Genomic DNA, 9464 nt, shown 5'->3' on the forward strand with positions numbered 1-9464 from the left:
ATGGCGGGCAAGCACTGCTTGACCGCCATGCTGCTGGCGGCTGCCGTGACGGCGCTGCCGGCCACGGCGGCCGAAACCGAAGCCGGGTCGGACCAGATGGTCGTCATCAACGGCACCCGCAGTCCGGAAATGCAGCCTTACCGCTACATGCTGTCCGGCCTGGACGCCTTCGACAGCCAGCACGCGCTGGCGCCGAATGCGCAGCAACTGCGCTTCCGCCTGCACGCTAAAAGGAAAGCGCCCGCGGACGCGATGGACAATGTGGTGGTGCGCCTGTCCGGCAACGAGACCGACATCACCGTGCCGCTGGCGGCGGACCACAGTTTCACCCTGCCGCGCAACCGGGCGGCGGAAGCCGACAACGCCGATGTGGTGCTGAACCAGAAGAAGAGCTACTACGGCTGGATGCCGGACGTGCGCAGCGCCGGCGTGCCGGCGGACATGCGGCGCCTGGGCGATATCCAGCTGGAGTGCCGGGTGCTGATGGCGATCGCGAAGAACTACATCCCCTTCCTGATACGCGCGACGATCAACACCATCACGCTGACGACGGACTGGTGCTCGTTCAAGGACTTCAACATGAACGTGCGCAGCGACCGCGCCATCGCCGGCGCCACGCTGGTCGACGGCGCCCGCAGGCTGGAGCTCAAGGTCGACGAGGATGGAAAGATGTACTCGGTGCCGCTGGGCGACAAGAGCTACTCCAACGACGCCCTGATCGAGTTCAAGTTCGAATAAGCACCGTTATTCGAACTGCTGGCGGAATTCGGCAAACTGCGCGCTCAGGTCTTCGACCTGCTGGCGCAGTTGCTGGACTTCCTGCTCCAGCGCGGCGACGCGGCCGCCCTGCCCGGCCACGCTGACCGAACCGCCCAGGCTGGCGGCGGTTTCTTCCCGCGCCAACGCATCTTCGCCACCAAGCAGTTGGCCATAGCGCGGCTCCTTGGTGCCGGGTGCCAGCGCCAGCTTCGACACCAGTGGCGGATATTTGTCGATCAGGAATTGCAGCGCCTGCTCGACGTCGCCCACCGTCTTGAAATCGTGCAGGCGGCCGCTGCGAGTACGGATTTCGCCGGCGGTCTGCAAGCCGCGCAGCATCAGGATGCTCAGCACGGCCAGCTTGTCCTGCTCCAGCGACCACTTGATGCGCATGCGGTGCTCGTACTTGGTCACGCGCGCGCCCGCCTGCGTGATGCCGTTGACGTACTTGCGCTGCATCAGCCGTTGCAGCACCTCGGCCACCGTCTCTTCCGACAACGCCATCACCGGATCGCGGCTCGACAACTGGTTGCAGCCGTTGACCAGCGCGTTCAGCGACAGCGGATAATTATCCGGCGTCAGCGCTTCCTTCTCGGCCAGCACGGCCAGCACGCGGATTTCAAACGGGTCCAGCACTTCAGCGCCATCGGGCGACGATTCCATAAGCAGCTTCCTTATTCAACGAGCTTGTTGAGTTGGTCTGAATTCAATTTATCACATTCGGGCACGCCCTGACAGTGCAAGCCCGCCGCCTTCATGGTGGCGAGAATGCGCTCGATCTGTTCTTCCTGTTTCACCGCGTGGTTGATCAGGCCGTGCAAGGCCTTCGACAGCGGATCGTCGCCGTTCGGCGTGACGCCGTAGGCGCTGAACAGGTTGGCGGTGGCGCTGGTCGCCGAGGCCGGCTCCTTCTGCACGATGTGCGCCGGATTGCCGACCGCCGTGGCGCCCGCAGGCAAGGGCTTGAGCAGCACGGCGTTGGAGCCGACCTTGGCATACTCGCCCACCGTGAAGCCGCCCAGCACCTTGGCGCCGGCGCCGACGATGACGCCGCGCGCCAGGGTCGGATGGCGCTTGGCGCCGGTGTGCAGCGAGGTGCCGCCCAAGGTCACGCCCTGGTAGATGGTGCAGTCGTCGCCCACTTCGGCGGTCTCGCCGATCACCACGCCGAAGCCATGGTCGATGAACACGCGGCGGCCGATGGTGGCGGCCGGATGGATCTCGATGCCGGTGACGATGCGCGCCAGGTAGGAAATGAAACGGCCCAGCCATTTCATCTTTTGCGTCCAGCACCAGTGCGCCCAGCGGTGCATGACGATGGCTTGCAAGCCGGGGTAGCAGGTCAGCACCTCCCAGGCGTTGCGGGCCGCAGGATCGCGTTCGATGATGCTGTTAATGTCTTGGCGCAGGCGATGGAACATGGATGGTCAGGATTGCAACGGAAACGCTCATGGTAGCGTATTCGGTCGTGGGTTGCTGGGGAGAGGATTTTCGGCAGAGCAGCCGATCTATGGATCCCCGCTTTCGCGGGGACGACGGGCCGTCATTCCCGCGCAGGCGGGAATCCATACTGAGCCGGCTTAACCGGAAGGCTTATCAGCCTTCCTTGGCGATACGCTGGCGGCGGGCTTCGTACAGACAGACGCCGGATGCGACGGAAACGTTCAGGCTCTCAACCGAACCGAACATTGGAATGCTGACCAGCATGTCGCAGGTCTCGCGGGTCAGGCGGCGCATGCCCTCGCCTTCCGAACCCATGACCAGCGCGGTCGGACCGGTGAAGTCGGCTTCGTACAAGCCTTTTTCGCCGTCGTCGGAGGTGCCGATCAGCCAGATGTCGCGGTCCTTCAAGTCGCGCAGGGTGCGCGCCAGGTTGGTGACGGTGATGTAAGGCACGGTCTCGGCCGCGCCGGACGCAACCTTGGCGGCGGTGGCGTTCAAGCCCACTGCGCGGTCCTTCGGCACGATCACCGCGTGTGCGCCGACGCCGTCGGCCACGCGCAGGCAGGCGCCCAGGTTGTGCGGATCGGTGATGCCGTCCAACACCAGCAGTAGCGGCGGGCCTTCGATGGCGTCCAGCAGTTCGTCCAGGTTGCGCGCCAGCGCCAGCTGCGACGCGAAGGCGATCACGCCCTGGTGGCGGCGGGTGCCGACGATCTTGTCCAGACGGGCCGAATCAACCGGCATCACGCGCACGCCGGCCGCCTTGGCGTTGGCGACCAGGTCCTTCATGCGGCGGTCGTCGCGCCCGATGTCCACAAAAATCTCTTCCACGGAGCTCGCCTCATGACGCAAACGCGAGGTCACGGCGTGGAAACCAAAAATCATTTTATTCTTACTCATTTATCGCTTCTTTTTACTTTTTGAGACAGTCTTCGCTGCTCGGGGTGCTACCGGAGCAGCCGCCCCGGCATTAGTCTTGCGGCCACCGCGCGCCTTGGCGGCGGGCTTGGCGGCAGTTTTCGCCGCGGCCGGTTTGGCGGCGGCGGGCTTGCCGGCGCCGGTCCTGTCGGACTGGCCCTTGGCGACAGCCTTCTGCGGCTGTGCTTTCGGCACGGACGGGCCAGGCTTGATGTTGGTCTTGCGGTCCTTCGACTGCGCATCGGATTTGTCGGCGCGCGGCGGCGGCGCATCGGCCCCTGCCAGGCGCAGATCGATCTTGCGCGATTCCAGGTCCACGCGCACCACTTGCACGCTGACGCGGTCGGTCAGCTGGAACTTCTTGCCGGTGCGTTCGCCGCGCAGTTCGTGGCGGGCGTCGTCGTACTGGAAGTAATCGGCGCCGAGGTCGGTGATGTGCACCAGGCCTTCAACGAACAGCTGGTCCAGCTGCACGAAGATGCCGAAGGTGGTCACGCCGGTGATGATGCTGGTGAACTCCTCGCCCAGCTTGTCCTGCATGAAGTAGCACTTCAGCCAGGCTTCGACATCGCGCGACGCTTCGTCGGCGCGGCGTTCGTTGGCCGAGCAGTGCACGCCCAGCGCGTCCCACACGGTCAGGTCGCCGGATTTTTTCTCTTTGCCTTCGGCCTTGTCCTTGGCCTGCTGCTTGCGGGTGGCGTTCGAGACGTTGGTGTTCAGCACGCTGGTGCTGGCCACTTTCGGCTCGTACTTCTTACCCAGCAGGATGGCCTTGATGGCGCGGTGCGTCAGCAAGTCCGGATAGCGGCGGATCGGGCTGGTGAAGTGGGCATACGCCTCATACGCCAGGCCGAAGTGGCCGATGTTGTCGGGCGAGTAGACCGCCTGCTGCATCGAACGCAGCAGCATGGTTTGCAGCAGCGACGCGTCCGGACGCTCCTTGACCTGCTTCATCAGCACGGCGTAGTCGCCGGCGGCCGGCTTGTCGCCGCCGTTCAGCGTCAGGCCGACCTGCTTGAGGAAGGTGCGTACCTGCTTGAGCTTTTCAGCGGTCGGGCTGGCGTGGATGCGGTAGGTGCCGGGATGCTTGTGGCGGATCAGCAGGTCGGCCGCGCAGACGTTGGCGGTCAACATGCATTCTTCGATCAGCTTGTGGGCGTCGTTGCGGGTGCGCGGGATGATCTTCTCGATCTTGCCGGACGGGTTGCAAACGATGTAGGTCTCGGTGGTCTCGAAATCGATCGCGCCGCGTTCGGTGCGCGCCTTCAGCAAGGCGTGGTATACCTCGTACAGGTTCAACAGGTGCGGCACGATGCCAGGACGGCGCGCGGCTTCCGGTCCCTTGGTGTTGCCGAGGATGTCGGCCACTTCGGTGTAGGTCAGGCGCGCGGCCGAGTGGATCACGGCCGGATAGAACTGGTAAGCCTTGATCTCGCCCTTGGCGGTGACGACGGCGTCGCACACCAGCGTCAGGCGGTCGACCGCGGGGTTCAGCGAGCACAGGCCGTTGGACAATTTTTCCGGCAGCATGGGAATCACGCGGCGCGGGAAGTAGACCGAGGTGCTGCGCTCCAGCGCGTCGGCGTCGAGCGCATCGTTCGGCTTGACGTAGTGGCTGACGTCGGCAATCGCGACGATCAGACGGTAAGCGTTGGCGCGGCCGATCTTGACCGGTTCGCAATAGACCGCATCGTCGAAGTCGCGCGCGTCTTCACCGTCGATGGTGACCATCGGGATGTCGCGCAGGTCGACGCGGTCGGCCAGGTCGGCGTCACGCACGTAGTCCGGCAGTTTGTTGGCTTGCTTGAGCGCGGCGTCCGAGAACACATGCGGCACGCCGAACTTGCGCACGGCGATTTCGATTTCCATGCCGGGGTCGTCCAGCGAGCCCAGGATTTCAACGATCTTGCCGACCGGCTGCTTGAAGCGCATCGGCTGTTCGGTCAGCTCAACGCTGACGATCTGGCCCGACTTGGCCTTGCCGATCGAACCTTCGACCAGGATGTCCTGGGCGATGCGCTGGTCTTCCGGCGCCACGATCCAGGCGCCGTTTTCGTTCAGCAGGCGGCCGATGATGTGGGTATTCGCACGAGTGACCACCTCGACGATGGTGCCTTCCGGACGGCCTCGGCGATCGACGCCGATGACCTTGGCCAGCACGCGGTCGCCATGCAGGACTTTCTGCATTTCTTTTTCAGGCAGGAACAGGTCTTCGCCCGGCTCATCCGGGATCACGAAGCCGAAGCCGTCTTTATGGCTGGCGACACGGCCGGCGATGAAGCCGGTTTCGGTGGCCAGCGAGAAGTGGCCGCTGTCGTCGGAGACGATCTGGCCGTCGCGCTGCATGGCGTTCAAGCGGCGTGACAACACGGCCTGGGCGTCGGTCGCGACCTTCAGCGACTTCGACAGTGCGCGCAGATCGAGCGGCGCCTTGGCGCTGCGGAAGATGCCGAGAATTTCCTCCCGGCTGGGAATGGTATGGGTAGATTGGTTCAAAAGTATTTCTGTAGTTATTATTGACAGTGTTCAGAGGAAATCCGGCCTGGCAAAATCGTCAGGTGCATATATATGACACGACGACAGGCGTAGTGTACTTGGAAACGCCCTGATTGACTAATTTGCGACCGGTCTTGCGAATTCAAGCGGATTTTTTATGTTGGGGCATTTGACATCCCGCAAAATTCCTCTATAATCTTGGTCTCTCGCAGCGACAATGTTGAAAAACAGCGGCAAAGTGAGAAACTGCTAGACAGGGTTGATGTGCAGTAAGGAGCGAAAGCTCATCTGGCGCAAAACTCTCCCCGTCGTTATAATAGCAGAGTTGTTGAGAAGCATCAGTGCCCACGTGGCGGAATTGGTAGACGCGCATGGTTCAGGTCCATGTGCCGCAAGGTGTGGGGGTTCGAGTCCCTCCGTGGGCACCACAAAATTCCGCAAAAAAGCCGCAGCGCCCTTAAAAAGGTCTGCGGCTTTTTTCATTGCCTTTCGCGTTCAGAGTTTCGACAGGAAGCGGCCGATCAAGTTAAAGATCAGCTCTTCGTTCGCCCCACCCTTATCCAACGGCAAATCCCACAGCGAGGCGGTGGCAATGGTCATGCGCAAATCCGGCACCAACATGGCCAACTGCCCGCCAAAACCGTAGGCCGTGATCACCTGATGGCCGCCCAGCATGCCGCGCCACCACAAATAGCCGTAACCGACATCGCTCATGTCGCCTATCGGGCCAATATGGACGTGATTGACAAAACTCTCGCTCAACCAAGCGGCAGGCACCACGGACTTACCCTGCCACATGCCGCCGTCGAGCGCCATCCAGGCCAGCTTCATCATGTCGCGCGCCCGCAGCTGCAAGCCGAAGGAGCCGAGCACCGTGCCGGTCGCATCGCGCTGCCAGGCAACTTGCCGAATGCCGAGCGGCGCAAACAGGTTGCGCGTGGCAACTGCCAGCGTGTCCTCGCCATACGCATCCGCGACGATGGGCGACACCAGATGCGAGACCGCGCTGTTGTAGTTCCAGTACGGTCCGTTCGGCCCCAGCGCCGCCACCGGCAGGCGCAGCGCCAGGCTGGTCAGGTCGGGCGCATGCAAGAGCTCCTGCATGTGGACATCCTCATCCCACTCCAGTCCACCGCGCATGCGCAGCACCTGGGCCAGTGTGATATTGCCCGCCACCGAGCCCGGAATCTTGGCCAGTTCCTTGGGCAGCAATTCAGCCAGCGTGGCCGTGGCGCCGCGTATTTTTCCGTCGCGGATGGCCTGCCCGGCCAGCAGGCTGCTGACGGTTTTGGTGGCCGAGCGGATGTGGCGCAAATCGGAGGATTTGCCGTCGGCGTAGTAGCGCTCGCCGATCAGGCTGCCGTTGCGCACCACCAGCAAGCTGCGCATGTCCGGGATCTGTGCACCTTCGGACAGCAGGCTTTGCATCGAGGCGGCCGCCACGCCCTCGCTCTCAGGCGTTACAGTGCGCCAGTCGTCGTCGGCAATCGCCGACAGGACCACGTTTTCCGGCCCTGCGCCATTGCCAGACTTGCCGCCGCCTCCGCAGGCGCTCAACAAGGGAACACCCAAGCCCAGCATCATCACATCGCGTCGCGTAACCATAGCTCCCCATCACCAAAAAAGTGGGACCGCCGCGTGTGTCGCATGCGGCGAGTCGATGGGGACGATGCTATGCCAGCGGCGCGGCGAACAGAGAGTGCCGGAAGTCATGCATGCCGGACTCGGCCGGAACTATTCCGGCGCCGTGCTCCACTCCAGCTTGAGATGCGCGCCGATCTCGCGCAGCAGCTCAAGCTCGTCGACCGGCTTGCTGAGGAAGGCGTTGGCGCCCACCTGGCGCGAGCGCTCTTCCTCTTCCGGGGTTGAGCTGGCGGAAATCATCAACACCGGCATGGTGCTGGTGCGAGCGTCGGCGCGCAGGCGGCGCGTGGTTTCGATGCCATCCATATCTGGCATCACCATGTCCAGCAATACCAGGTCCGGCGCGCCGGACTGCGCCTGCAGCAAGCCGTCGGCGCCGTTGTCGGCCTCCAGCATGCGGAAGTCCAGCGCGCCCAGCAAATCGCGTAGCAAGGCACGGTTGGTGGCGACGTCGTCGACCACCAGGATGGTCTTGCGCGGCCCCAGGTAGCCGGTGGCGTTGTGACCATCGCTGCTGACGACCGCCGGCGCCGCCACCACCGGCATCGCCACATCGAACCAGAAGCGGCTCCCCGTTCCCAGCATGCTTTCCACTTTCAGCTCGCCGCCCATCAGGCGCACCAACTGGCCGCTGATCGCCAGGCCCAGCCCGGTGCCGCCGGCGCGGCGCGACGCATCGCCCACTTGTTCGAACGGACGGAAGATGGCGTCGATGTGACCGGGCGCGATGCCGATGCCGTCATCGTGCACCTCGAAACGCAGCGCGGCGGCATCGGCCGCGGCGCCGGGCCTGGCAGGCAGCGGCAGCACGCGCAAGCGCACCGTGCCGCGATCAGTGAACTTGACGGCGTTGCCCAGCAAATTCAGCAGCACCTGGCGCAAGCGGGTTTCATCGACGCTGATCGCCTCCGGCAGGCCGGCCGCCAGCTCCAGCTCGAAGTGCAGATGCTTTTGTTCGGCGCGCACACGCATGATGTCGGCCACCACCGACAACAAATCGGCCAGCACCACCGGCTTGGGATGGAAGTCCATCTTGCCCGCCTCCACCCGTGACAGGTCGAGCACGTCGTTGATCAGCGCCAGCAGATGCTGGCCGCCCTGCTGGATCGTGCCGACACCGCTCTTCTGCGTCGGCGTCAACCCCTTGTCGCGCTTGAGGATCTGGGTGTAGCCGAGGATGGCGTTGAGTGGCGTGCGCAATTCGTGGCTCATCGCCGCCAGGAAGGCGCTCTTGGCGCGGTTGGCCACTTCGGCGCGCTCCATGGCGATGCGCAGTTCGGCATTGGCGCGCTGCAGTTCGGCATTGACCGCCTCCAGCTGGGCCGGACTGGGAATGCGCAGCGCCACCGGCACCAGCCGCACCAGCACGATGGCCGTCACCACCGAGGCGGCGGCGGTGATCGTCTTCAGTATCACCGACAGCCAGTAGTCCGGATGCCAGATCACCCAGATGTCGGCCACGTGGGTGCTGCCGCAGGCCAGGATGAAAATGCCAAAGGCGATGAACATCCAGTCGAACGGCAAGTCGCGACGCTTGCGGATAAAGTACAGCAGCGTGATTGGAATAGTCAGGTAGGCCAGCGCGATCAGCGCGTCGGAAATCACGCTCAGCCACAGTATCGACGGCGTCCAGAGAAAACAGTGACCGTGCGGCATGAAGCCCTGGCTGCCAAACCAGCTGCTCAACGTATCCATCGCCTACCTCCTTTACATCAGATGACGGGGCCAGCATTCAGGAGCTTACGAAAGTGTGAGCAAACAAGCAAGCAGCAAATCAGCCGTGTGGCCCTGTGCAATCTTTATCAAAAACCAGCATTTCACTCTTGACGGCGCTGCGCCGCTCCCCTATGATTCTGGCCTCTGTTGCAGCATATGTAGCAGAGAGCAGCAAAGCAGTAACAGTGCCCACGTGGCGGAATTGGTAGACGCGCATGGTTCAGGTCCATGTGCCGCAAGGTGTGGGGGTTCGAGTCCCTCCGTGGGCACCACAGAATTCCGCAAAAAAGCCTCCATCGAGCTGAAAAGCAGATGGAGGCTTTTTTCATTGCCGAGTTGTTTCACGATGCCCTTGACGGCAGCGCCGCCATGCGGCATGATGCTGCCTCTGTTGCAGAACACGCAGCAGATAGCAGTAACAGTGCCCACGTGGCGGAATTGGTAGACGCGCATGGTTCAGGTCCATGTGCCGCAAGGTGTGGGGGTTC

Annotated in this window: 7 protein-coding genes and 2 tRNA genes; 3 read left to right on the top strand and 6 right to left on the bottom strand. The window is 63.3% G+C overall.

The window, feature by feature from the left end; genetic code table 11:
• On the top strand, nt 1-738 hold the full coding sequence (locus tag V6M89_RS27365; RefSeq protein ID WP_332856176.1) for a hypothetical protein: 738 nt from the start codon (nt 1-3) through the stop codon (nt 736-738).
• A 6-nt stretch (nt 739-744) separates the two neighbouring features.
• Here the strand turns inward: V6M89_RS27365 and V6M89_RS27370 are convergent, their stop codons facing one another.
• The 4 genes from V6M89_RS27370 to rnr form a co-directional block, all read right to left on the bottom strand.
• A complete protein-coding gene (locus V6M89_RS27370) occupies nt 745-1422 on the bottom strand; it encodes a YceH family protein (protein WP_332856177.1) in 678 nt (225 codons plus the stop codon).
• Nucleotides 1423-1433: 11 nt separating this feature from the next.
• Nucleotides 1434-2180, bottom strand: coding sequence for a serine O-acetyltransferase (cysE, locus tag V6M89_RS27375; protein ID WP_332856178.1), 747 nt, complete (start codon nt 2178-2180; stop codon nt 1434-1436).
• 175 nt (nt 2181-2355) lie between these two features.
• Entirely contained in the window at nt 2356-3102 is a 747-nt protein-coding gene (gene rlmB / locus V6M89_RS27380) for a 23S rRNA (guanosine(2251)-2'-O)-methyltransferase RlmB (protein ID WP_036623252.1), read from the bottom strand.
• Nucleotides 3103-5616: a ribonuclease R gene (rnr, locus tag V6M89_RS27385; protein WP_332856179.1), complete on the bottom strand. Its 2514-nt coding sequence runs from the start codon at nt 5614-5616 to the stop codon at nt 3103-3105.
• A 343-nt stretch (nt 5617-5959) separates the two neighbouring features.
• On the opposite strand from rnr, the gene V6M89_RS27390 reads away from it, so the two are divergent.
• Nucleotides 5960-6044 (top strand) — tRNA-Leu (locus V6M89_RS27390).
• A 67-nt stretch (nt 6045-6111) separates the two neighbouring features.
• Here the strand turns inward: V6M89_RS27390 and V6M89_RS27395 are convergent.
• Complete coding sequence (locus tag V6M89_RS27395) at nt 6112-7221, bottom strand: serine hydrolase domain-containing protein (RefSeq protein ID WP_332856180.1); 1110 nt, start codon at nt 7219-7221, stop codon at nt 6112-6114.
• Nucleotides 7222-7350: 129 nt separating this feature from the next.
• Nucleotides 7351-8955: an ATP-binding protein gene (locus V6M89_RS27400; protein WP_332856181.1), complete on the bottom strand. Its 1605-nt coding sequence runs from the start codon at nt 8953-8955 to the stop codon at nt 7351-7353.
• 208 nt (nt 8956-9163) lie between these two features.
• Here V6M89_RS27400 and V6M89_RS27405 point away from each other — a divergent pair.
• Nucleotides 9164-9248: transfer RNA gene (locus V6M89_RS27405), tRNA-Leu, on the top strand.
• Nucleotides 9249-9464 lie beyond the last annotated feature (216 nt).

This window comes from Duganella sp. S19_KUP01_CR8 (genome assembly GCF_036688705.1).
Lineage (GTDB): Bacteria > Pseudomonadota > Gammaproteobacteria > Burkholderiales > Burkholderiaceae_D > Rugamonas.

Excerpts from the sequence above, each read along its gene's own strand:
- V6M89_RS27400 (WP_332856181.1), bottom strand. The coding sequence starts at position 8,955 with ATGGATACGTTGAGCAGCTGGTTTGGCAGCCAGGGCTTCATGCCGCAC.
- V6M89_RS27365 (WP_332856176.1), top strand. The coding sequence starts at position 1 with ATGGCGGGCAAGCACTGCTTGACCGCCATGCTGCTGGCGGCTGCCGTG.
- rlmB (WP_036623252.1), bottom strand. The coding sequence starts at position 3,102 with ATGAGTAAGAATAAAATGATTTTTGGTTTCCACGCCGTGACCTCGCGT.
- V6M89_RS27370 (WP_332856177.1), bottom strand. The coding sequence starts at position 1,422 with ATGGAATCGTCGCCCGATGGCGCTGAAGTGCTGGACCCGTTTGAAATC.
- V6M89_RS27395 (WP_332856180.1), bottom strand. The coding sequence starts at position 7,221 with ATGGTTACGCGACGCGATGTGATGATGCTGGGCTTGGGTGTTCCCTTG.
- cysE (WP_332856178.1), bottom strand. The coding sequence starts at position 2,180 with ATGTTCCATCGCCTGCGCCAAGACATTAACAGCATCATCGAACGCGAT.